Consider the following 21,043-nt stretch of genomic DNA (forward strand, 5'->3'; position numbering starts at 1 on the left):
CGACGATGAGCCTTGCCGACACACTCCCATCGCCTCGCCCAAGCCTGCGCAGCGCCGTATTGCTCGCCGTCGCCCTTCTCGCCGTTTCCCTTTCGTTTCTGAGCCGTGAGAATCCGTTGGTCGTTTTCCCCCGCGCCTGGGAGGTGGACCTTGCAACACCGCTCGGCGAGACGATGACGTTTCTGGCGCGCGATTTCCGGATCGGGCCCGTGCAATTCTCCACCGTGACGCGCGCCATCGGCTGGCTGATCTCGCAGCCGTTCGAACTGCTCGCGGGCGTGATGGCCGAAGGCTTCAGCCACTACCGCATTGACGCGCCGACAATCTACGTCCCACCTCTACCCTGGCTTGGAATCACCAGCGTCTTCTGCCTGACAGCCTGGTGGTTCGGCTCGGTTCCGCTGGCCCTGTGGACCGGCGGATGCTTTTTCGCCTTCGCAGTCTTTGGATTATGGGAATCGGCGATGCTGACCCTCGCCTCTGTGCTGATTGCCGTGATCGTCGGCAGCATCGGCGGCATTGGGCTCGGCATCCTTGGCTATCGCAGTCGGCGTTTCAACGCGGCGCTTCAACCGGTTTACGACATTCTGCAGACGCTGCCGCTTTTTTCCTATCTCGTGCCGATGATCCTCTTCTTCGGTTTCGGGCCGGTCGCCGCGCTGATGGCAACCATCGTTTTCGCACTACCACCAATGGCCCGTGTGACCACGGAAGCGTTGCGCTCCCTGCCCCGCAGCGTCTCAGAATTCGGGACGATTGCTGGCTGCAGCCCGTTTCAACTCACCTGGCTGGTTCGCATACCGGCGGCGCGGCAAAAACTGCTGTTGGGGGTCAACCAGGTGATCATGCTGTCGCTCGCAGTTGTGATCGTCGCCTCACTGATCGGGGCCGGCGGGCTCGGCGGCGACGTACTCAGCGCGCTAAAGTCCATGCGGATCGGCGATGCTGTCGCCGCGGGGCTGGCCATCACGCTGATTGCCATCACTATAGACCGGCTCTCCTACGCTGTGGCCATGCAGCGGCGCGAACACGGACGGGCGGACCTGCCCTGGCACCGCCGGCGTGCGTTCGGCTTGAGTTGCACTGCACTGGTCGTCGCCAGTATTGCGATTTCGCCGTTGGCACCAGCCGTGCACACTTGGCCGGAGGCACTAACCGTGTCTCTCGGCCGCTATGGCAATGGCGTCGTGCAATGGATCGGCACACATTTCGATGCTCAGATCTCATGGCTACGCGACACGGCGCTCATCGTCTTTCTCAAACCCACCAAGACGTTTTTCCTTTCAGTGCCCTGGGCAGGTTTCGTGCTCGTCGTGGCAACACTCGGCTGGATACTCGGCGGCTGGCGATTGGCCTTGCTGGGCGCGACTGTGTTCCTGGCTATCGCGGTGCTGGGCTATTGGAAAAAGGCAATGATCTCGCTTTACCTCGTCGCGCTTTCGGTCGGCTCGGCGATGTTCATCGGCACAATGCTGGGCGTCTGGGCAGGCCTCAGTAACCGGGCGGCGCGGGTCTTGATCGCCGTGGTGGATGTGCTGCAGACCTTGCCGACGTTCGTCTACCTGATCCCGGTCGTGATGCTTTTCAGCATCGGCGACGTTCCCGCCTTCCTGGCAATCGTGCTCTACGCGATCGCACCTGCCATCCGCTACACCTGCGCCGGCGTTCGCGGCGTCCCGCAGGCATTGATCGAGGGCGCACGGATGTCCGGTTGCGATAACCGCCAGCTCGTTACCCATGTGAAGATCCCGCTCGCCTTGCCGACAATTCTTCTGGGGCTCAACCAGGTGATCATGATGGCGTTCGGAATGCTGGTGATCACCGCGCTCGTGGGTAGCCGCGGACTCGAGGAAGTGACGCTTGTCGCAGTCGCCCGAGTCGCTCCGGGGGACGGGCTACTCGCTGGCCTCGCCATCGCCGGCATGGCGATTGTCTGCGACCGCTACGTCAAGGCGCTGAACCGAGTGATCGCCTATCACCTCGGCCTCTCCGTGCCGCGTTGACCAAGCTCCGGAAGCCGCACATGAGAGTGTTCTTCGATCCCGCACAACGCCTGCACGCACCGGTCGCGGAGCTCTATGGCGGCCAGTTGATTGACCCTTTTGAATCGCCGCAACGCGCGGATCGGATTCTGGATGCGGTGAGCCATCTCGGAACCGCCTCCGAGCCGCGCGACTTCGGTCGAGAGGCACTGACACGCGTTCACGCGCCCGACTTCGTCGCCTTTCTCGAAGAATGCTGGGAGGCGTGGGCCGCCGAGGGCTTTGCCGGTGATGCAATGACCGCGGCCATGCCACCGGATCGCCGGGAGGCGCATTGCCCCAGCCATATCGAGGGTCGACTGGGGTACTTCGCCTTCTCCGGCGAATCCGCCATTACATCGACGACATTCAAAGCCGCTCGCGCGAGTGCCAATACCGCCCTCGCAGCGGCCGAGGCCGTCGCGCAGGGGGCGAAATCCGCGTTCGCCCTTTGCCGTCCTCCGGGGCATCACTGCATGCACGCGCAGTTCGGCGGATATTGCTATCTCAACAATGCCGCCCTGGCGGCCCAGGCGATGCGCGATTCCGGTGCCGCTCAGGTGGCGATCCTCGACATCGACTTTCACCATGGGAACGGCACCCAAGACATCTTCTACGACCGTGCGGACGTTCTGTTTTGCTCGATCCATGGCGACCCGGACAGAGCCTACCCTTTCTATCTGGGGTATTCGGAGGAGGTCGGGCGGGGAGCGGGCCATGGATTCAACCACAACTTCCCGCTTCCTGAAGCAACGGCGTTCGCTGCATGGCTGGAGGCTTTCGAAGCGGCGGCCGGTCATATCTCACGGTTTGGCGCCGAGGCGCTCGTAGTCTCGCTCGGGGTGGATATCTACGAGAGCGATCCACAGTCCTTCTTTCGTATTTCGGCTCCGAATCTCTTCGAGATCGGCAGACGGATCGCGCAGTTTTCCATGCCGACCGTCTTTGTCATGGAGGGCGGTTACGCGAACGACGAACTCGGCGCGAATGTTGCCAGAGTGTTGACCGGCTTCACCGGATAGGTCGCCGAGAAGGAAATTTGCACATGAACCCATCTATCGAGCGCTACGTCGCCCGCCACGGGATTACCGACGCGACCCGCCAAGCCGTCGCTGCACCGCCACGCATGTTCATCGACGGGGCACTGACCGAGGGCGCAGCATCCGACACGCAACCGGTATTTGAGCCTTCGACGGGGGCGCGGCTCTCGGAGGTGTTGCTCGGCACGTCGGACGATGTCGACGCTGCCGTTGCCGCCGCTCGCCGTGCCTTCGACACGGGACCATGGCCACGTATGGCACCAAACGAGCGTCAGAGAATTCTATGGCGCCTCGCTGATCTCGTCGAATCCCATGCCGATACGCTTGCCGAGATCGAGACACTGGATACCGGCAAAGCCATCGGCCCCTGTCGAGAAGTGGATATCCTCGGCTCTGCAGATTTGCTGCGCTACATGGCTGGCTGGGCAACCAAGATCGAAGGAGCCACGCGAGACATCTCGGCCGGCGAATACCTCGCCTACACGGTGAAGGAACCAGTTGGCGTGGTCGCTGCGATCATCCCGTGGAATTTCCCCTTCAACATCGCGATATGGAAATGCGCAGCGCCCTTGGCGGCGGGCTGTACCATTGTGCTGAAGCCCGCCGAGGTGACGCCGCTCAGCCTGCAGTATTTCGCGGGGCTCGTGCTGGAGGCGGGTCTGCCGGCGGGGGTACTGAATATCGTCACCGGAAAGGGTGCCGTTGCTGGCGCCGCTCTGGCAGCGCATCCCGGCGTCGACAAGGTCTCCTTCACCGGTTCCACCGCCGCCGGACGACAGGTCGGTGTTGCGGCCGTGGAGCATTTCGCGCCCGTCACCCTGGAACTCGGTGGCAAGTCTCCGATGCTGGTTTTCCCCGACGCTAACCTCACCGCACTGGCCGCGGCCGCGCGCGGGAGTATTTTCTTCAACTCCGGACAGAACTGCTCCGCTGGATCGCGACTCTACCTTCATCGCGATGTGTACGATGCAGGAGTTGCCTCGATCCGCGAGATGCTATCGGGTCTGAAGACGTGCGGAGGGCTTGATCCAGACTGCGACGTCGGCCCCCTTGTCACTGCGGAGCACCGCCAATCCGTTCTTCGGTATCTGGATATGGCTCACACCGACGGGAACGTGTTGCACGGTGGCTCGGCCGGAGACGGACCCGGCTATTTCGTTCAGCCCACTCTGGTAGCCCTAAACGAAAACGCCCACCCACTCGTTCAGGAGGAGGTTTTCGGCCCTGTCCTCGTTGTTCTCCCGTTTTCCGACGAGGAAGAAGGTATTCAACTCGCCAACGACAGCCCCTATGCACTTGCCGCGTCGGTTTGGACGGCAGATGGCGCGCGTGCGCACCGCCTTGCCCGCAGAATCCGAGCCGGGAGTCTGTGGATCAATTGCCACGATGTTGCGGACAACGCGATGCCCTTCGGAGGCCAGAAAGCTTCTGGCATTGGTAAGGATCTTGGCCGGGAGCAGCTTGAACATGTTCTACACACCAAGTCGGTGACGATGACCCTGGTTTGACGGCAGCATCGAGGACGTTAAGGTCCGACCACTCGAGAGGATGCCCCCGTCCATGCGCCTGGATGACCGAGATCTACAGATTCTTCGTACCCTCGCGACAGAGGGACGGATCACGAAAACGGCGCTGGCCGAACGCGTCGGACTCTCTCCCACGCCTTGTTGGGATCGTCTCAAGAAGCTGGAACGCGCGGGCCTGATAGAAGGCTACGGTGCGAAGATCGACCTGCGGAAACTCGCGCCGCATATCACCGTCTTCGTAGCCGTGGAGATATCCAGCCACACAACCGCGAGTTTCCGTACCTTCGAGGCGGCAATGCAACGGCATGACGAGGTGGTGGCTTGCTGGGCGCTCGGCGGCGGTTTCGACTATCTCCTGCAGATCGTTGCAAAGGACATAGACGCCTATCAGCGATTCATCGATGCGCTGCTGGACGCGCGGATCGGGCTCGAGCGGTACTATACCTACGTGGTGACGAAACCGATCAAGGGTCAGGGGCCGCCTCCGATTGGCGCGCTCTTGGATATCAAGATTTCCTGATCTTGCTGCCACCAACAGCGGATTCCTCCGCCTGGCGCCCTCCATTCAGTCACATCCACGCGCCCGCCGCCGGCATCATTGCCGTGCAACGCCGGAGGATACGGATGTCACTCACCTCACTTTCGCTGCGCCGCGAGATTTCGGACAAGACACTTGTGCGATCGTTTTCCTATATCGACGGCCGATGGCAGGCTTCGAAATCCGGCGATACGTTCACGGTGACCGACCCTGCGACCGGCGACCCATTGGGCGACGTGGCGAGCCTCAGCGCGTCGGAATCCGCCGCCGCCGTCGATGCGGCGCAGGCTGCGTTTTCGGCATGGGCAGGGCGTCTGCCGCAAGAACGTGCAGTGTTGTTGCGCCAATGGTTCGACCGGATGCGGGATCACCGTGAGGATCTCGCCCGGATCATCGTGTTGGAACAGGGCAAGCCGTTATCCGAGGCGCGGGGCGAAATCGACTACGCCGCTTCTTTTGTTGAGTATTACGCCGAAGAAGCTAAACGTCCCAATGTCGAGGGGATTACCAGCCATCTCCCGGAGGCAGAAGTCGAGCTGTGGTTGGAACCGGCGGGTGTGGCGGCCCTGATCACGCCCTGGAACTTCCCATCCGCCATGCTCACACGCAAGGCCGCCGCAGCTATGGCGGCCGGTTGCACTGTCGTTGCGCACCCTTCATCCGAGACACCCTTCAGCGCGCTGGCGTTGGCGGAACTGACGGAACGCGCGGGCATTCCACCCGGCGTGTTCAACGTGGTTACGGGACGCGCCGCCACGATCGTTCCACCCTGGACCGATGACCCGCGCGTTCGAGCCTTGTCGTTCACCGGCTCGACTGAAATCGGTCGGATGCTGTATCGCCATTCGGCAGAGACCGTGAAGAAGTTGGTAATGGAATTGGGCGGACATGCACCTGCAATCGTGTTTGCAGATGCCGACCTCGGTTCCGCGGTGGCCGAATCCATCAAGGCGAAATTCGCCACCTCCGGTCAAGATTGTCTCGGCCTCAATCGGATCTTCGTGGAGCGGTCGATCTACGCTGCATTCTGCCACAAGTTCACGGAAGCAACCCGTGCACTGAGTGTCGGCCCAGGCATGTCTGATCCTGACATTGGCCCACTTGTTAACGATGCGGCGGTAGCAAAGCAGAGAGCGCATGTGGCCGATGCCCTGGCCAAGGGCGCCACCCTTGCGTGCGGCGGCCAGCCCCACGCCCTTGGTCCACGCTTCTTCGAACCGACAGTTCTCACGGACGTGCCCGCCAATGCAGCCATCCTGACCGAGGAGACGTTCGGACCTGTCGCGCCGATCCTGCCCTTCGATACGGAAGGGGAGGCAGTCGCGCGGGCCAATGACAGTGAGTACGGCCTGGTTGCCTACCTGCACAGCCGCGATCCGGCGCGCATCTATCGGGTGACGCGCGCGTTGCAGTACGGCATGGTCGCCGTCAATCGGACCAAAGTCACCGGCGCGCCGATTCCGTTCGGAGGAACTAAGCAATCCGGGCTCGGACGCGAAGGCGCGCGTCAGGGAATGCAGGACTTCATGGAACTGAAATACGTCTGCCGCAACTGGGCAGAAGAAAGGATCACGCATGTTGACCAATGACCAGCTCGATCACTGGGACCGGGCGTATTTCATGCACCCATCCACCCACCTAGCCCAGCATGCCCGCGGTGAAAGCCCCTCCCGCGTGGTCAAGAGCGGGTCAGGCGTCTTCATCGAAGATCGCGACGGCAACCGGCTGCTCGATGCCTTCGCCGGGCTTTATTGCGTGAATGTCGGCTACGGCCGGTCCGAGATCGCTGACGCAATTTCAGAGCAGGCGCGCGAACTGGCGTATTACCATGCCTATGTCGGTCACGGCTCCGAAGCCGCAATCACACTGGCGAGGATGGTTCTTGAGCGGGCCCCCAAGCGGATGTCGAAGGTCTATTTCGGGCTCAGCGGCTCCGATGCCAACGAAACCAACGTCAAGCTCATTTGGTACTACAACAACATTCTCGGTCGGCCGGAAAAGAAAAAGATCATCTCACGCTGGCGCGGCTATCATGGCTCGGGGTTGATGACCGGCTCGCTGACAGGTCTGGAGCTGTTCCACAACGCGTTCGACCTGCCGCTGCCGCAGGTCGTTCATACAGAGGCGCCCTACTACTTCCGCCGGTCCGATGCGGCGATGAGCGAAGAAGCCTTCACGGCGCATCTGGCCGCCGAGTTGGAGGCATTGATCGAACACGAAGGGGCCGACACGATTGCAGCATTCATTGGTGAGCCGGTGCTCGGCACGGGCGGTATCGTGCCGCCACCCGCCGGGTATTGGCAAGCAATCCAGGAGGTGCTGCGTCGGCACGACATTCTGCTCGTTGCCGACGAGGTCGTCACCGGTTTCGGAAGGCTCGGCACGATGTTCGGGTCGGACCACTATAGAATTGAACCCGACATCATCACGGTCGCAAAAGGCCTTACCTCGGCCTATGCGCCGCTATCGGGTTCGATCATTGGCGATCGCATGTGGCGTGTACTCGAACAGGGTACAGACCAAATGGGGCCTATGGGCCATGGCTGGACCTATTCGGCCCATCCGATCGGCGCGGCGGCGGGGATAGCGAACCTGAAGCTGCTCGACAGTCTCGATCTGGTTTCGAACGCGCGCGACACCGGCAGCTACCTGCTTGCCGCGATGCGGGATGCCCTTGAGGACCATCCGTGCGTTGGCGAGATCCGTGGCGAAGGCCTTCTTTGCGCGCTTGAGTTCGTCAAGGACAGGGACGCCAGGGTTCCATTCGATCCGGCAGACAAGGTCGGGCCAACCATCGCAGCAACGCTGACAGCAGACCACGGGATTGTCGGGCGGGCAATGCCGCAGGGCGACATTCTGGGGTTCGCGCCGCCGCTCTGTCTTTCCCGGCAGGAGGCAGATCGAATCGTGGATGGAACCCGTCAGGCAGTGTGTTCCATACTCGATTGAGCATATCGCGCAGGCGACGCCCACTCGTGGCCTGCGTCACCCGGTTCGCGCGCCAGCCGATCCCAGCACCGGTGCGCGCAATTTCGGTTGGAGAACGACGAAAGCACTGGGTTTGTGATCTGATTTCCGGGCCACATCGGAAAATCGACAGGCCGTTGTGGGATATATTTCATCCCCTTAGATTTATTGACATGCTGTTCGACGCGACACATCCTACCTGCACGCAATCGATCCGGAGGACGCGGTAGGAGGAGAAACCGCCGCGCCCGGCAGGGAGGAAATCAAAATGAAGACAGCTCTTATGGCGGCGGCAGCCGTGTCTCTTGGTGTGTCCGCGGCTACTGCGCAGCAGGCCGATGCCCCGTGGCCCGAGACCCCGTTCAAATGCGAACCCGGCGAAACCTACGTGATGAACGTCATGGTGTCGGGTGTCGAGTACTGGTTCCCAGTCTACGAGATGTTCAAACAGGCGGCCCATCAGTTCGGTTGCGAGACCGACTACACCGGCACGCCCGAGTACGACGTGAACAAGCAGATCGCGAGTTTCGAGCAGGCGCTTGCCAAGCAACCGGCAGGCGTATTGTTGCACCCGATGAACCCCGACCCCTTCGTGGAGCCCATCAATCGTGCAATCTCGCAGGGCACGGCGATTGTAACCTTCGCGGCCGACAGCCCGAATTCGAACAGGACTTCCTACGTCACATCCGACAACACGCGCGAAGGAACGGTTGCGGCCGACAAGATTGCGGAAGCTCTAGGCGGCAAGGGCACCTACGCGGTTTTGGAAAACCCCGGTCAGGACAATCATGATCTGCGGGTGTCTTCGTTTGTCGCACGAATGGAAGAGAAGTACCCCGATATGGAACTGGTAAGTCGCGCAGTGACCAACCAGGATCCCAACAAGGCCTACCAGGCCGTGCTGTCCATGGCGCAAGCCAACCCCGGTCTCGGTGCGGTATTCATGCCCGAAGCCTCCTCGGCCATCGGAGCGGCGCAGGCCGCACAGGAACTCGGCGGCGAGATCAAGGTCATGACCGTCGACGTAAACGCCAAGATTCTCGACATGATCAAAGCCGGCGAAGTCTTTGGCGCGATCAACCCCAACCAGGGCACTCAAGGCTACTACGGGTTCCTGTTGCTGTGGCTGGCGGCGCACCCCGAATTGATAGATCCAATGAACGATCATGCGAGCGCCGGTTTCAACCCGATGGGCATCCCGATCCTCGATAATGGCTATTCGGTGGTAACCCAGGAAAACGCCGAAAACTTCTATTGGGACAAATACCTCAAGCGTCGCGGCACAAAGGGTATTCAGGGCTGATCCTCCCCCGGCCGGAGCGCCTGCGCTCCGGCCACACCCTGGCGGGCCGGTTCACGGCCGGCCTGCCCCCATCCTTCCGAGAACCATCCGGAGGCACCAATGCCATCGCTTCTCGAACTTGAGAGCATCGCCAAGCGCTTCGGCCCGGTCCGCGCGCTGGAAGATGTGTCCTTCGATCTCCGTGCGGGCGAAATACATGCACTCGCCGGTGAGAACGGCGCCGGCAAATCCACGACGATGCGTGTTGTCGACGGGATCGTGCAGCCCGACGCGGGAGAAATCCGAATCGACGGCAAACGCCACCGTATCCGCTCACCGCTTGAGGCGCAGGCGCTCGGTATCGGTTTCGTGCACCAGGAAATTGCACTGTGTCCGGATGTGAGCGTGTCCGAGAATATCTTCATGGCGGCCACGGCGGCGAGCCGCGCTCGCTTGATGGATTTCTCCGAACTGGAGCGGAAATCCCGGGAGGTGCTCGCTGAACTGACCGATGTGGACCCGCGCGCGAAAGTGGGAACGCTCTCGATTTCCAATCAGCAACTCGTCGAGATTGCCAAGGCACTGACTCTCGACGCGCGCATCCTGATCCTCGACGAACCAACTTCCGCGCTGACGGAAGCCGAGACAGTCAAGCTCTTCAACATCGTTCACAAGCTGCGCCAAAAGGGGCTTGGTATCATCCACATAACGCATCGGATGGCGGAGATATTCGGTCACTGCGACCGCGTGACCGTATTCCGAGACGGACGATACGTCGATTGCCTCGACGTCGCACAAACGACACCGGAAGACGTGGTCAGCCGCATGGTCGGCCGCAAGATCTCCAACCTCTACCCGCCAAAGTTAGACGGACCAGCAGGCCGCCCGATCCTCGAGGTTCAAGGCTTGAGCGACGGCATGCTTCTCGACGACGTGTCCTTCTCGCTGCGCGAGGGAGAAATCCTCGGGATCGGCGGGCTGATCGGCTCGGGTCGCAGCGAACTGGTGAAGACAATCTGCGGGCTCGGCCCGCGTCGCAGCGGCACCGTGACGTTGGAGGGGCGTCGTATTTCCATTTCCAACTACGCGACCGCGCTTGAATGCGGCATGGTCTATGTTTCCGAAGACCGAAAAGTCGAGGGACTGTTCCTCGACCTGCCGATCCGAGCCAACATATCCGCGCTTCGCCCCACGCAGGTCTCCACGCCGCTGGGTCTCATCGACCGGGCCGCCGAAGAGGCACAGGCAGATCGGCTGGGCAAGCGCCTTCGGCTCAAGGCGGCCAGCCTGGGCCAGCCACCGTCGATGCTATCCGGCGGAAACCAGCAGAAGGTCGCCCTGGCTCGAATGCTCTCGGTCGATCCAAAGGTCGTTTTCCTCGACGAACCGACGCGCGGTGTGGATGTCGGAGCAAAGTCCGAGATCCACAGCATCCTGCGCGGGCTCGCGCAAGACGGCGTGGGCGTAATCGTGATTTCCTCGGAACTCCCTGAGTTGATCGGACTCGCCGACCGTATCCTCGTGATGCACGAGGGGCGCCTGACCGGCGAGGTCGGACCCGAGGCAATGACGGAGGAAACGATAATCACATTGGCCTCGGGGCTTGGAGCCTCTGCGGCGGCAGGACAATTGGAAGGAATGGCACAATGACCGAGACGAGCCTTGTGCAGGGGGCCGACCACCTGGAGCCGGTCGGCAGCGGCAACGGTCTTCTGAAGCGGTTGCTGGGTATGCGGGAAATCGGGCTACTGCTGATCATCCTGCTTGTCTGCCTGGTGATGAGCTTCGCCTCGCCGTATTTCCTGACCTGGAGCAACTTTCGCACGATTTTCCTGAGCTTTTCGGTGGAAGGAATCGTGGTCATCGGAATGACCATGCTGCTGATCGTCGGCGGGTTGGACCTCTCGGTTGGCTCGGTGATCTGCTTCGCGATGGTCGTAGCAGGAAAGCTGTTCCTCGTCGGGCTCAACCCATGGCTGGCCTCGCTCGCCGGCGTTGCCTCTGCCGCTGCGATCGGTGCTGCGATGGGAATTTTCGTGGTCCGCGTCGGACTCAGCCACTTTATCGCCTCGCTCGCGGCGATGGTGATCGTGCGGGGCGCCTGCCTCCTGGTGACTCAAGGCACGCCGCTGTCGCTCTTCACACTGCCGCCAGAATTCAAATTCGTGGGTCAGGGGAGCCTTTGGGGGGTCCCGCTTGTCGTGGTGATTTTCATCGTGCTCGCTGTGGTCTTCGACTTCCTGCTGCGGCGGGCGACAATCTTCCGCGCCGTCTTCTACACCGGCTCCAACGAGCGCGCGGCAGAATACTCCGGCATCCGCACCAAGCGCGTGATCTTCTGGGTCACCGTGCTGTGCTCCACCCTTGCTGGCCTTGCGGGTGTAATCTTCATGGCACGTTTCGGCAGTGCGACGCCGCAGTTCGGCGTCGGCATGGAGCTCAACGTCATCGCAGCAGCTGTGATCGGCGGCGCTTCACTGAAGGGCGGCCAGGGCTCGATATTCGGCGCTGTACTCGGGGTTGCGCTACTGTCGCTGGTCACCTCCTCGCTCATCCTGCTCGACGTTTCCGTCTACATGCAGGACATGATCAAGGGTTTCATCCTGCTCGCCGCGGTCTCTGTCGACCACCTGATGAGCCAGCGTGCCGCGCGGGAGGGCTGAGGCGCATGGACATGAAACAGGACATTTCACAGATCCGCAGGATCTACACGGCATTGTCGCTGCATTACGTGGACGGTCTCACGCAGGCACAGATCGCCGAGCGAACGGGACAGAGCCACTCGACCGTGAACCGGTTGATAAAGCTCGGCCACGAGATGGGTATGGTCGAAATCATCGTCCGCTCGCCCTTCCAGGACCACTTGGCGCTCGAGCGGGAACTGGCCGAAATATCCGGTCTGCGCGAAGTGGTTATCGAGGCAACGACCTCGGACAACGCCGAGGCTGTGCTGGCGCGTGTCGGCCTCGCCGCCGCCGACCTGCTGATCTCCAAGGTGCGCCCGGGCCAGTCCGTCTGCATTTCCGGTGGCAAGGGGGTGACGGCCTGCGCGGCGGGGCTTCGCAATGCCCACCATGTACCCGAGCTGACCGTTGTGCCCGCCACGGGGTTGGTACAGGGGCGCCACTACACCGACGTGAACCACGTCGCCGCGACCATGGCGCGTGCTTTCGACGGGCGGTCGATCCAGATGTTGTCGCCCATGTTCGCCGAGACGGAAGCGCAACATGCGATGATCTGCGAGATGCGGACGGTTTCGCGGGTGCTCGAACAGGCGCGCTCGGCCGATATCGCCGTGGTCGGAATTGGCGGGTTGCGGCAGAAGGCGACGAGCTATTTCGACCTGCATCGCGACGTGCCGGAGGAGGAAGAGACGCTGTTCGCTTCCGGCGCCGTGGCCGAATTGCTCGCGCAGGTTTTGAATCGAGATGGTGAGGTGACCGACTTTCCGCGAAACAGGCTGGTCGTGGCAATGTCTCCGCAGGATCTGGCGAACGTGCCCACCAGCATCGGTGTCGCCGCCGGGCGGGAGAAATCCGAAGCCATCTGCGCCGTTGTACGCGGCGGCTATATCAACACGCTTGTAACCGACGAAATCACTGCTCGCGAGGTTCTCAAGCGATTGCGCGGGGAGGAGTAGTGATGACCGATACACTCCAGATCGTGCCACCCGAAGCGCGGGCCGCCAGGCTCGCCCGTCTCGACGGCAGTCACCCGCAGGTTCTCGTAATCGGCGGTGGGATCAACGGGGCGTCTGTATATCGCGAACTGGCGCTGAACGGCGTCGAAGTAGCACTTGTGGACAAGGCCGATTTCTGCGCCGGAGCGTCCTCGGCGCTATCGCGGATGGTTCATGGCGGGCTGCGGTACCTCGAGAACGGCGAATTCGACCTCGTCCGCGAGGCGCTGGACGAACGAAACCGATTGCTGGCAAACGCGCCGCATCAGGTCCGACCGCTGCGAACGGTAATGCCGATCGACAGCTGGTTCTCCGGAACGCTCAACGCACCGCTCAAATTCCTCGGGCTGACCCGCGCGCCGTCGCGGCGGGGCGCGCTGCCCGTGAGGCTGGGCCTTTGGTTCTACGACATCTATACCCGAGGACGTGGCGGCATGCCGCGCAGCCGATTCCTGATGCGAAAGGCAGCGATGTCGCGGTTCCCGGCCTTCCCTGCTCGCACCCGGTGCGCGGCCGCCTATTTCGATGGGCAGGTCAGCCATCCCGAGCGCGTGGTCACGGAGATCTTTGAGGATGTCGCCCGCGCCGGATGCGACGCGACCACGATCAACTACCTTGCCGTGACATCCATCGGTCCCGACGGTGTGATTCTTCAGGATCGCATTGCCGGTAAGGCTCTGACGTGCAAACCAGATATCGTCATCAATGCCACCGGCGCGTGGCTGGACCTGACCAACGGCCACCTTTCTCCGCCGCCGCGCGAAAACTTGGTGGAGGGGACAAAGGGGTCGCACCTCATGGTTGACCACCCCGAGCTGCGGGAAATCCTCGGCGAGGACATGGTTTACTATGAGAACCTCGACGGTCGAATTTGCATACTCTTCGTATTGCATGGAATGGTTCTGATAGGTTCGACGGATCTGAAGGTGCCGGACCCGGACGGCATCCGCTGCGAGGAAGAGGAACGCGCCTACATCCTCGAAGGTCTTCGTACCGTCTTCCCCGGAATCACGATCCGAGAAAACCAGGTCCGGTTCATTTTCAGTGGCGTCCGCCCCCTACCCGTAAGTGCCGCCGGCACCACCGGTCAGATTCCGCGCGGGCACTACACACACTGGCTGAATCCGTCGAAGCAAGACGACCACGCGCCGATTCTCTGCATGATCGGCGGCAAATGGACGACCTTTCGGGCCTTCGGTGAGCTTGCTGCCGACGAGACGCTTGCACGGCTTGGGCGCACACGTTCGATCGCGACGGACGACCTGGCAATCGGTGGCGGAAAGAGCTTTCCGGAAAGCCCTGCGGACTGGATTGCGCGGGTCTCCGCGCGCAGCGGTCTGCCCGACGACCGCGTGGCCACGCTATTGGCGCGGTATGGCACACTGGCGGAAGCACTGGCGCAAACGTTCGCGGGGGAGCAGCCACTCGCAAGCCCTCCAGGGTATTCGGACAAGGAAATCGACTATCTGGTCGCGCATGAGCAGGTCGAAACGTTGGAAGATCTCGTGCTGCGCCGGTCGGTGATCGCACTCGCGGGCCAAGTCGACGCGCAAACGCTTGCCACACTGGCAGACCGGCTTGCCACGGCGAAGGGATGGAACGACGCGGATCGGACCGCGTGCCTTACCGCCTTCCAGCAAAAGCTGGTCGCGGATCACGGCCTTACACCCGAGCGGGTGGGTTTGGCGACATGCAACAGGGAGGTCGCAGCGGAATGACCGAGTATCTTCTTGGACTGGATGCTGGAAATACCATGGTGAAGGCAGCGCTCTTCGCGCCCGATGGTAGTACCGTGGCCGTTGCCTCCTGCAATTCTGCCACACGGCAACCTGCCGCCCATTGCGTCGAGCGCTGCCCGGGCGGCCTTTGGCAAGCGGCGGCAGGGGCGATCCGCGATTGCATTGAAAAGGCCGGCGTGACACCCGGGGCGATCCGCGCCGTCGGTGCCGCCGGTCATGGCAACGGGCTTTACCTGCTTGACCGCGCAGGGGCGCCGTTGCTGGGCATCCAGTCTATGGACAGTCGCGCCGAATCCCTCGCCACCGAGATGGCGGCGCAGTTCGGCGAGCGCATTGCCGCCGCCGCGCACACGCGCCCCTGGCCTGCGATGACGCCGGTACTGCTGGCCTGGCTGGCCCGAGAAACGCCCGAAATCGTCGAGGACGCCGGCCACGCGCTTCTTTGCAAGGATGTGGTCGTGCAGGGCCTGACGGGGAGAATCGGCTCGGATATGTCGGATCTTGCGGGCTGCGGCCTGCTTGCCCTGCCGGGTTTGGACTACGACGACGATTTGCTCGATCTCTACGGCATCGGCGGTCTGCGCCGGCTTCTCCCCGAGCGGGCAGAAAGCCAGGAAGTTGTTGGCCGTGTCACCGCAGCGGCATCGGCCGCAAGCGGTCTGGCGGAAGGCACGCCGGTTGTGGCCGGGCTTTTTGACGTGCTTGCCTCCGCGCTCGGCGCCGGCACGGCGCGGGTCGGCGAGGCATCCATCGTTGCCGGCAGTTGGTCGATAAATCAGACCTTCGCCCGTCGGCTCCCGGCCGTGCCTCGCGCCCTGCTCGCCACCGTGCTTGGGCGTGACGTCTGGGTGAGTTGCGAGGCATCGCCAACCTCTGCGGCCAACCTCGAGTGGTTTGTACAGAACTTCATCGCCAGCGAAGCAGACGCAAAAGGAACGACCCCCTACGCACTCTGCAACAAACTTGCCGCCGCGGCCGATCCGGCGGCTGAGGAACCGCCAGTGTTTCATCCCTATCTCTATGCCGGTCCGGTCCCAGGCGCGCGCGGCGGTTTCAATGCGCTTGGAAGCTGGCATTCGCGGGCCGACATGGTGCGCGCATTGTTCGAGGGCGTGGCCTTCAATCATCGTGCCCATTTCGCGGTACTTGACCCCGAACGCTCCATCACCGAGGCCACGCTCTCCGGCGGTGCGGCCAAGTCGCCGCTCTGGGCGCAGATATTCGCGGACAGTTTGAACATGAAGATCCGCATCGCGGATTGCGAGGAAACGGGCGCGCGCGGCGCCGCCATGGCGGCTGGTATCGGTGCAGGGCTTTTCTCGAGTTACCCCGAAGCGGCAAGCGCCTTGGCCGCAACCCGCACCGAACTGGCGCCCTACCCCATCGCCACCGCGCGGCTCGACACGCGCTACGCACGCTGGCTGGCCTATCTCGAGGCGCTGAAAGCCGCCTGGGCACAGCCACCGCAAGCCGATCTCCTGCATTTCGATGCGGAAAACCGAAAATTGAGGAAAGGATAATCCATGGCCGATCTCGACGATATCCACGACGGCAAAGATTTCGCACTCGACACACCCGCGAAGAACGATCCCTTTTTCCTGAAAGGTGCAGGCGCCTATGACTGGGGGATGCAGAACCGGCTGGCGCGGATTTTCCGGCCATCCTCCGGCCGCACCGTCATGCTGGCCTTCGATCACGGGTATTTTCAGGGCCCGACAACCGGGTTGGAACGGATCGACGTCAACATCAAGCCGCTCTTCGAGCATGCGGACGTGCTGATGTGCACCCGCGGCATCTTGCGCAGCTCTGTTCCCGCATCGGTTCAAAAACCGATTGTCATGCGCGCCTCGGGCGGCAACTCCATCATGGCAGAGTTGTCGAACGAAACCGTGGCGGTCGATATGGAGGATGCGCTTCGGATGAATGTCTCGGCCATGGCAGCGCAGGTCTACATCGGCTCGGAGTTCGAGCATAAGTCGATCAACAATGTCATCCGTCTCATCGATGCGGGCAACCGCGTCGGCATGCCGACGCTCGCTGTTACCGGCGTCGGAAAGGATATGGCGCGAGACGCGCGTTATTTCGGCCTTGCCACGCGGATCGCGGCGGAAATCGGCGCCCAATATGTGAAGAGTTACTTCGTGGAGGAAGGTTTCGAGCGGGTTTGCGCGGGCTGTCCTGTTCCGATCGTTATAGCCGGCGGCAAGAAGATTCCCGAACGGGACGCATTGGAGATGGCCTTCCGGGCAGTGGATCAAGGAGCGGCGGGCGTGGACATGGGGCGCAACATTTTCCGCGCCGAGGATCCGGTCGCGATGATCAAGGCGGTGAGCGCCATCGTGCACGAATTGCTCCCGGCTGGGCAGGCATTCGAAATGTACTGTGACCTGAAACCAAAGAAGGCGGCATAGACCCGCGACACGCCACGAACCCGGGCGTCTGACGACGCTGGCCCCACGGGGCCAGCGCCAATCACGAGTATCTTCGTGTCACCTCTGCCGACGTCGAGAAGATCTTCGATTTCCGATGACAAGCAGCTGCGCGTTCCCGCACCCGGCAGTCGCAAAAAGATACCCTGTCAGAGAGGGCAAACACTGTAATCCTCGCCCTCCAACCGCGCACGGACAGCACCCGCGATTTCAAGGCTTTCCGGTGTGTCTCCATGAACGCAGATTGTATCTATACGACATGGCAGGCGCTTTCCGGACGCGCAGATAATCGCCTGCTCGCGGACCATCGAAGCCATGTTCGCTGCTGCAACGCCTGCGTCGTGGATAATCGCGCCCGGGAGGGAACGATCTACGAGAGTTGCATCCTCGTTGTAAGCACGATCTGCGAAAATCTCGCCCGCCCAACTCCCTCCAAGAGATTGCATGACCTCTTCCATAGCGGTCAGAGGAAGAATCAGGATCACGAGATCTGGGTCGAAATCGAGCGCTGTTTCATAGCAGATGCGGGCAAGCGTGGCGTCCTCGGAGGCCATGTTCGACAACGCGCCGTGAAGCTTGAAATGCCGCAGGCGGCCACCGGCTGCGCGCGCCATCGCGGCAGCGGCACCGAGTTGATAGCGTATCATGTTGCGGAGCGAGGTTTCGGAGAGCGTCATGCGGCGACGTCCGAAACCCTGGATGTCGGGAAAACCCGGATGGGCACCGAGATTGACGCCCTGCTCCAGCGCGGCAGCCATTGTCTGCGCCATCACGTCGGGATCTCCGGCATGCATGCCGCAGGCGATATTGGCCGAGGTGATGTGGGTCAGCAGGGCCGCGTCATTGCCGATGCTCCAACGGCCGTAGCCTTCGCCCATGTCTGCGTTGAGATCGATTCTACCGCTCATGATATGTCCTCGTCGTCAAGTATGTCGGTGACTACGCCGGAAATGAGGTTCTGCGTCATCAAGTTGTCGAGGAGCGCAAGTTCCGGGCCCTGAATGCGCCGTCGGGCATTCTCGTACAACTTCTCGATCGTCAGATGGGAGTCCAGCGACTGCTGAAGATCGACCATGCGAAAGCGCAGCGGCGAACCCGGCGTGGCTTGCATGACCCGGGGCAGATCCTGTGGGACGATCGTGGCAATGCGCGGATAGCCCCCGATTGTCTGGCATTCCGGGCCAAGAACATATGGCGTTCCGTCACCCGTCACCTGAATGTCCCCCGGTACGATGACCTCCGAGACAAGATCTAGCCCGGTGGCCGGACGAAAACCCTCCCCGCTATGGTCCAGTTTCACGCCCTGCCGGTTTCCCCAAGCGGTGCGCGAAAAGCGTGTCGCGAGAAAACGGTCCAGAACCTCGGGCGGAAAGAGCCCCGTTTGCGGGCCAGCGAGTATCCGGATCTCTCCGCCCGCGAAACGGTTTTCGGTCGGTAAGGAACGGGCGCATCTTCGGGGGGCGGGGTCGGCACCCAATGGCAACCGCGCTCCGTCCGCGAGCGTGGCGCCAAGGCCCGCGGTCAGGTGTGCGCCGCGGCTTCCGACCTGCATAGGCGTCGCGATACCGCCGGCCACATGCAGATAAGCGTAGTTTCCGGTCGTTGCCGGCCCGAGATGCAATCTTTCCCCCGGAGAAAGGAGGTGGCAAGCGTTCCAGCTCAGTGCCTCGCCATCGCGACGTGCCCGTTTGGGCGCACCCGTTAGTGCGACCCACGTCGGCGCCGTGACCTCGACCTCGACGCTCGAGATGAATTCGAGCGCGGCGAGGCCAAGTGGCTGGTCAAGTAGCGCCGCCCCCTCCACCAGCGCGACCCGGTCCGCGGCACCGCCCCGCGAGAGGCCCTGTGCCAGATACCCGGCGCGGCCGTGATCCTGCACGATTGTGCCGGGACCGGATCTATGAACGATCAACTCGTTCATCCGAGTGACTCGCAAGTTGCGCCGCCATGCGGCGAGTCAATGAGACGCCCGAAATCACGCGCCGGTACCGCCGGAAAGGAGATTTCGTCGCCCGGTTGCAAGAGGAACGGATTATCATGATCTGGCCGAAATCCGCGGAAGGCCGTTGTCGCGATATGCCGCCAGCCGGTCGGGCTCTGTGCGGGGAAGAGAACGCACTGGCGGATCGCCAGGCATAGAGCGCCTGTGGGCACGGCCGTTTTCAGATCGTCGTGCCTGGGTAGGTTCCACCGCTCGGCCAGTTGTCCGAGATAGGGGAAACCGGGCGCAAACCCGATCGCCATGACTCGCAATCGGACAGTTGAAAGCTCTTCGATGGCAGTGTTGACATCCGTTCCGGCCAACTCGGCGGCAGCCTCAAGTTGTGGCCCATGCTCGCCGCCATAGACCGCCGGGATCTGCCAGACACGATGGTCGGCAGGCAATGGAGCCTTGTACCAGTCCCGGTCGGCGAGCAGCGCCTGCAGGCGCTCCTCCAGGGCGGCGTGCGGCAGCCGGTGAGGGTCGAACCGAAGGTAAACCGCGCCCAGCGAAGCGGAGGTTTCCTCGACATCCTCCAAGGCGGCGGCAGCCCCGCGAAACGCAAGAGCCGCGCGGTTCGCGGCATCGTCGAAACGGTCCGAGAATCGCACCAACAGGCCATCCAATCCGAGGGTCGCGATTTGCGGAAAGCTGGTTTTTCGATCAACCATCTCGGGTTTGCTCTCATATTAAGCGGCGATTTGCCGGATTCTCGGCCAACGGCGCTCTATACAGATACGAAACGCTTGCAATTTGTCAACGTATTGCTCTTGATAGGTTCACCATCAGCCCGGATTGCACCGGGCGAGCCAGCAGGAGAGAACGAGATGATCCGGATTGCCGCCCCCATCCTCGCAGCAGTCGCAGTTGCCGGTCCGGTCGTGGCCGAGACCTGGGACATGCCGACGCCATACGGCGACGCGACGTTCCACACTCAGAACATCCGCGAATTCGCGGAAGAGGTCGCGACGGCGACCGATGGCGCCCTCGAAATCACTGTCCATTCCGCCAATTCCCTGTTCCCGCACGCAGAGATCAAGAACGCCGTTCGTTCGCGCCAGGTGCCGATCGGGGAGTTCTTCCTCTCGCGCCTGTCGAATGACGACCTCGCCTATGGCCTGGACTCGCAACCCTTCGTCGCGACCTCCTACGACGATGCGGCCAAACTCTGGGAGGCACAGAAGCCCATCGTGACAGATCTTCTGGCCAAGGAAGGCCTGATGCCGCTCTTCTCGGTGCCCTGGCCGGCACAGGGTCTCTACACGAACGGAGAGATTGCGACGGTCGACGATCTCGCGGGACTCCGCTTCCGCGCCTACAATGCCGCGCTGGAGGAGCTGGCTACGCTGGCCAAGGCGGCGCCGGTCCAGATCGAGGCCGCGGACATTCCGCAGGCGTTTTCCACCGGTCAGGTTGAAGCCATGATCACCTCACCCTCTACCGGCGCCAATTCAAAGGCCTGGGACTTCGTCACCCATTACACTGCGATCGATGCCTGGGTCCCCAAGAACATCGTCGTGGTGAACCAACGCGTATTTGACGGCCTCGACCCTGCGGTTCAGGAAGCCGTTCTGGCCGCTGCATCGACTGCCGAGGAACGTGGCTGGGAGATGTCGAAGGCCGAAGCTGAAGCCAAGACAAAGATCATGGAAGAGAACGGTATCACCATCGTCCAACCCTCCGATGAACTGGTCTCCGGTCTCAAGGCGATTGGGGAAAAGATGCTCGTGAAGTGGAACGAGAGCGCGTCCGACGAAGCAAAAGCCATTCTCGACGCCTACAACCAATAATCCCAACGACCCCCCGTCCGACAACGGGGGGTCTTTCTACTCGGGAGAGCC

At 62.1% G+C, this 21,043-nt stretch carries 17 protein-coding genes; 14 read left to right on the forward strand and 3 right to left on the reverse strand.

Going from position 1 to position 21,043, the window contains the following annotated elements; genetic code table 11:
• Positions 1–5: 5 nt before the first annotated feature.
• The 13 genes from ARC39_RS16610 (at position 6) to lsrF (ending at position 17,203) form a co-directional block, all read left to right on the forward strand.
• Positions 6–2,003, forward strand: a complete 1,998-nt coding sequence (locus ARC39_RS16610; protein WP_078059326.1) for an ABC transporter permease — start codon at positions 6–8, stop codon at positions 2,001–2,003.
• Between the two features lie 20 nt (positions 2,004–2,023).
• Positions 2,024–3,043, forward strand: coding sequence for a histone deacetylase family protein (locus tag ARC39_RS16615; RefSeq protein WP_068115955.1), 1,020 nt, complete (start codon positions 2,024–2,026; stop codon positions 3,041–3,043).
• A gap of 23 nt (positions 3,044–3,066) precedes the next feature.
• Positions 3,067–4,569: an aldehyde dehydrogenase family protein gene (locus tag ARC39_RS16620; protein WP_068115956.1), complete on the forward strand. Its 1,503-nt coding sequence runs from the start codon at positions 3,067–3,069 to the stop codon at positions 4,567–4,569.
• A 52-nt stretch (positions 4,570–4,621) separates the two neighbouring features.
• A complete protein-coding gene (locus ARC39_RS16625; RefSeq protein WP_068115957.1) occupies positions 4,622–5,107 on the forward strand; it encodes an Lrp/AsnC family transcriptional regulator in 486 nt (161 codons plus the stop codon).
• A 104-nt stretch (positions 5,108–5,211) separates the two neighbouring features.
• On the forward strand, positions 5,212–6,714 hold the full coding sequence (locus tag ARC39_RS16630; RefSeq protein WP_068115958.1) for an NAD-dependent succinate-semialdehyde dehydrogenase: 1,503 nt from the start codon (positions 5,212–5,214) through the stop codon (positions 6,712–6,714).
• Positions 6,701–8,074, forward strand: coding sequence for an aspartate aminotransferase family protein (locus ARC39_RS16635; RefSeq protein ID WP_068115959.1), 1,374 nt, complete (start codon positions 6,701–6,703; stop codon positions 8,072–8,074). The genes ARC39_RS16630 and ARC39_RS16635 overlap by 14 nt, the downstream gene beginning before the upstream one ends.
• Positions 8,075–8,360: 286 nt before the next feature.
• Positions 8,361–9,395, forward strand: coding sequence for a substrate-binding domain-containing protein (locus tag ARC39_RS16640; RefSeq protein WP_068115960.1), 1,035 nt, complete (start codon positions 8,361–8,363; stop codon positions 9,393–9,395).
• Positions 9,396–9,494: 99 nt separating this feature from the next.
• The gene (locus ARC39_RS16645) at positions 9,495–11,024 is read left to right on the forward strand and encodes a sugar ABC transporter ATP-binding protein (protein WP_068115961.1); all 1,530 of its coding nucleotides are present in this window, start codon (positions 9,495–9,497) and stop codon (positions 11,022–11,024) included.
• Positions 11,021–12,037, forward strand: a complete 1,017-nt coding sequence (locus tag ARC39_RS16650) for an ABC transporter permease (RefSeq protein WP_078059327.1) — start codon at positions 11,021–11,023, stop codon at positions 12,035–12,037. The genes ARC39_RS16645 and ARC39_RS16650 overlap by 4 nt, the downstream gene beginning before the upstream one ends.
• A gap of 5 nt (positions 12,038–12,042) precedes the next feature.
• Positions 12,043–13,014 carry a sugar-binding transcriptional regulator gene (locus ARC39_RS16655; protein ID WP_068115962.1) on the forward strand — a complete coding sequence of 324 codons (972 nt, stop codon included), beginning with the start codon at positions 12,043–12,045 and terminating at the stop codon, positions 13,012–13,014.
• 2 nt (positions 13,015–13,016) lie between these two features.
• The gene (locus ARC39_RS16660) at positions 13,017–14,771 is read left to right on the forward strand and encodes a glycerol-3-phosphate dehydrogenase/oxidase (protein WP_068115963.1); all 1,755 of its coding nucleotides are present in this window, start codon (positions 13,017–13,019) and stop codon (positions 14,769–14,771) included.
• Positions 14,768–16,312 carry an FGGY-family carbohydrate kinase gene (locus ARC39_RS16665; protein WP_068115964.1) on the forward strand — a complete coding sequence of 515 codons (1,545 nt, stop codon included), beginning with the start codon at positions 14,768–14,770 and terminating at the stop codon, positions 16,310–16,312. The genes ARC39_RS16660 and ARC39_RS16665 overlap by 4 nt, the downstream gene beginning before the upstream one ends.
• A gap of 3 nt (positions 16,313–16,315) precedes the next feature.
• The gene (lsrF, locus tag ARC39_RS16670; RefSeq protein WP_068115965.1) at positions 16,316–17,203 is read left to right on the forward strand and encodes a 3-hydroxy-5-phosphonooxypentane-2,4-dione thiolase; all 888 of its coding nucleotides are present in this window, start codon (positions 16,316–16,318) and stop codon (positions 17,201–17,203) included.
• Between the two features lie 167 nt (positions 17,204–17,370).
• Here lsrF and ARC39_RS16675 read toward each other — a convergent pair whose 3' ends face one another.
• Genes ARC39_RS16675 through ARC39_RS16685 form a run of 3 tightly spaced genes read right to left on the reverse strand, consistent with a single transcriptional unit; the run spans position 17,371 to position 19,873 of the window.
• Complete coding sequence (locus ARC39_RS16675; RefSeq protein ID WP_068115966.1) at positions 17,371–18,129, reverse strand: LamB/YcsF family protein; 759 nt, start codon at positions 18,127–18,129, stop codon at positions 17,371–17,373.
• Complete coding sequence (locus tag ARC39_RS16680; protein WP_068115967.1) at positions 18,126–19,142, reverse strand: 5-oxoprolinase subunit C family protein; 1,017 nt, start codon at positions 19,140–19,142, stop codon at positions 18,126–18,128. The genes ARC39_RS16675 and ARC39_RS16680 overlap by 4 nt, the downstream gene beginning before the upstream one ends.
• A complete protein-coding gene (locus tag ARC39_RS16685) occupies positions 19,139–19,873 on the reverse strand; it encodes a 5-oxoprolinase subunit B family protein (protein WP_068115968.1) in 735 nt (244 codons plus the stop codon). Before ARC39_RS16685 ends, ARC39_RS16680 begins: the two co-directional genes overlap by 4 nt.
• A 156-nt stretch (positions 19,874–20,029) precedes the next feature.
• Here ARC39_RS16685 and ARC39_RS16690 point away from each other — a divergent pair, with 156 nt between their 5' ends.
• Positions 20,030–20,992, forward strand: a complete 963-nt coding sequence (locus tag ARC39_RS16690) for a TRAP transporter substrate-binding protein (RefSeq protein WP_068115969.1) — start codon at positions 20,030–20,032, stop codon at positions 20,990–20,992.
• Positions 20,993–21,043: the final 51 nt, after the last annotated feature.

The sequence above is a fragment of the Tropicimonas marinistellae genome, assembly GCF_001509585.1.
Taxonomy (GTDB): domain Bacteria; phylum Pseudomonadota; class Alphaproteobacteria; order Rhodobacterales; family Rhodobacteraceae; genus Tropicimonas; species Tropicimonas marinistellae.

What these genes read in the sequence shown, in the direction of transcription:
- ARC39_RS16610 (WP_078059326.1), top strand. Translation starts at nt 6, where the DNA reads ATGAGCCTTGCCGACACACTCCCATCGCCTCGCCCAAGCCTGCGCAGC.
- ARC39_RS16615 (WP_068115955.1), top strand. Translation starts at nt 2,024, where the DNA reads ATGAGAGTGTTCTTCGATCCCGCACAACGCCTGCACGCACCGGTCGCG.
- ARC39_RS16620 (WP_068115956.1), top strand. Translation starts at nt 3,067, where the DNA reads ATGAACCCATCTATCGAGCGCTACGTCGCCCGCCACGGGATTACCGAC.
- ARC39_RS16625 (WP_068115957.1), top strand. Translation starts at nt 4,622, where the DNA reads ATGCGCCTGGATGACCGAGATCTACAGATTCTTCGTACCCTCGCGACA.
- ARC39_RS16630 (WP_068115958.1), top strand. Translation starts at nt 5,212, where the DNA reads ATGTCACTCACCTCACTTTCGCTGCGCCGCGAGATTTCGGACAAGACA.
- ARC39_RS16635 (WP_068115959.1), top strand. Translation starts at nt 6,701, where the DNA reads ATGTTGACCAATGACCAGCTCGATCACTGGGACCGGGCGTATTTCATG.
- ARC39_RS16640 (WP_068115960.1), top strand. Translation starts at nt 8,361, where the DNA reads ATGAAGACAGCTCTTATGGCGGCGGCAGCCGTGTCTCTTGGTGTGTCC.
- ARC39_RS16645 (WP_068115961.1), top strand. Translation starts at nt 9,495, where the DNA reads ATGCCATCGCTTCTCGAACTTGAGAGCATCGCCAAGCGCTTCGGCCCG.
- ARC39_RS16650 (WP_078059327.1), top strand. Translation starts at nt 11,021, where the DNA reads ATGACCGAGACGAGCCTTGTGCAGGGGGCCGACCACCTGGAGCCGGTC.
- ARC39_RS16655 (WP_068115962.1), top strand. Translation starts at nt 12,043, where the DNA reads ATGGACATGAAACAGGACATTTCACAGATCCGCAGGATCTACACGGCA.
- ARC39_RS16660 (WP_068115963.1), top strand. Translation starts at nt 13,017, where the DNA reads ATGACCGATACACTCCAGATCGTGCCACCCGAAGCGCGGGCCGCCAGG.
- ARC39_RS16665 (WP_068115964.1), top strand. Translation starts at nt 14,768, where the DNA reads ATGACCGAGTATCTTCTTGGACTGGATGCTGGAAATACCATGGTGAAG.
- lsrF (WP_068115965.1), top strand. Translation starts at nt 16,316, where the DNA reads ATGGCCGATCTCGACGATATCCACGACGGCAAAGATTTCGCACTCGAC.
- ARC39_RS16675 (WP_068115966.1), bottom strand. Translation starts at nt 18,129, where the DNA reads ATGAGCGGTAGAATCGATCTCAACGCAGACATGGGCGAAGGCTACGGC.
- ARC39_RS16680 (WP_068115967.1), bottom strand. Translation starts at nt 19,142, where the DNA reads ATGAACGAGTTGATCGTTCATAGATCCGGTCCCGGCACAATCGTGCAG.
- ARC39_RS16685 (WP_068115968.1), bottom strand. Translation starts at nt 19,873, where the DNA reads ATGGTTGATCGAAAAACCAGCTTTCCGCAAATCGCGACCCTCGGATTG.
- ARC39_RS16690 (WP_068115969.1), top strand. Translation starts at nt 20,030, where the DNA reads ATGATCCGGATTGCCGCCCCCATCCTCGCAGCAGTCGCAGTTGCCGGT.